At 34.6% G+C, this 1726-nt stretch carries 1 protein-coding gene; it reads right to left on the bottom strand.

Annotated elements, in window-relative coordinates; genetic code table 11:
* Positions 1–154: 154 nt before the first annotated feature.
* Positions 155–1381 carry an IS110 family RNA-guided transposase gene (locus tag CD116_RS04050; protein ID WP_047551817.1) on the bottom strand — a complete coding sequence of 409 codons (1227 nt, stop codon included), beginning with the start codon at positions 1379–1381 and terminating at the stop codon, positions 155–157.
* Positions 1382–1726 lie beyond the last annotated feature (345 nt).

Genomic DNA, 1726 nt, shown 5'->3' with positions numbered 1-1726 from the left:
AAAATAAGACTTGTGGTAGTAAGTCAAGGTGGTGATTGAAAGATTAATGCTAGTGAACAATAAAATAATGCGCACTTAAATAAACCTAGTCAAAATGTGAATTTTGACAGGATGATTGAAAAGGATTCACGGTGAACCAAATTAATGGATCATATTACACGCTCCTTTCGGGCGTATAAATTTGATGGTTACGTAGTAGTGTATCCACCAACCGTATAAATTTTCTTGCCGTTAAAACGAGTGCTCTTTTATGCTTATGTTTAGGTACTTCTTTGGTTTTCTTAGAATAATAGTTAGAAAAAGTTGGCACATATCGCCGTACAGAATTGGTAGCCTCAATTAAGTAATATCGAAGTATATGGTTGCCAGTTTTTGCCAAAGAAGTATTGCTAGCAGTGAAATTACCTGATTGATTTTTATTCCAATATAATCCCGCGTATTTAGCGAGTTTAGCTTCATTGGTGAATCTATGAATTTGGCCGACTTCAGCTAATATACCTGCGGTATATACAGGACCAATACCTGGGATAGAGAGTAAAAGTTGCGCTTCAGGCATGGTTTTGACAACTTGTTCAATACCCTTATCCAACGTTTTGATTTGTTTCGTTAATGTTCGAATCAGTTGCGCATACATGCTGAGTATTTGGTCTACAGATTCAGACACCATCGGTGTTAATCGATAAGACTCGCGTATTGCTTTTTGTATAGACTTCACAAGTTTTTCTGTATTTGTAAATCGACCTTTCCCTGCTTTTTGAAGATGAGAAACAAAGTCTTCTAAAGGGATTTTAGATAGTTCATCTAGTGTTATATCATTTGTAAACAATTCAAGCATAGTTGAACCGAACACTGAAGTACTGACTTCTTTTGTAAGTGTGTTGCACTTATAATATAAATTCTCTAAAAAGTGCTGCTTACATTCAACAAGTTGCTTAGTTACTTGGTAACGACTTCTTGTTAGACGCTGAAGCGCAACATATTTTTCTTGCTTGATTAAACTCGTTTGATGGACGTCTATTCTTAAAAAATCAGCGATACGAAATGCATCAATGCGGTCTGTTTTATCTTCATCAAACATTTGTTTGAAACGATGAACTTTTTTAGGATTAATGACTGAAACAATTATATCCAATGCTTTAAGTTCTTCATCTTCATGCAAGAACATAGACGGGTGAAAACTATAAACAGATGTAGATTCTAAACCAACGGTTACTTGATCATAATTATATTGTTGTTGGTATAAAAGAATACTATCTTTAATAAGACTTGCACCCACAATACTGTTTCCTAATGATGATTCATTCAATATATGTTTTTTCGAGTCTAAGAAACAGACATCAAGTTTTTCAGAGCTTACATCAATACCGACAAATAAATCCATGTGAAAGGACCTCCTTTCCGTGTTGATTATAGATTTGGATACTCTAGGCTATCCCTAGATACATACATCATGAGTCAACCTCGCCTATTAGTAATGAATCATGAAGCCGAAGGCTACTGAATAAGCTACTACATTTATTCATAAGGCCTCATGTATACAGCTTGTGCGTTTGAAATATGAATATATGTCCAAGGTGACAGTCTTATTTGAGTAGTTGAACTACAGGAGTGATTAGCCATACCTATTTTAGAGTCCTTTCGGTCTATAGGTTTATTATCTAGGAACACCCCAGAATATCCAAATCAAACTACTAATTTAGAAAACTAAAATTTATTATACGAGGAG

This window comes from Staphylococcus schweitzeri (assembly GCF_002902405.1).
Taxonomy (GTDB): domain Bacteria; phylum Bacillota; class Bacilli; order Staphylococcales; family Staphylococcaceae; genus Staphylococcus; species Staphylococcus schweitzeri.
The sequence above is the reverse complement of the archived record's forward strand: the minus strand, read 5'-3'. Positions and strand labels throughout refer to the sequence as shown.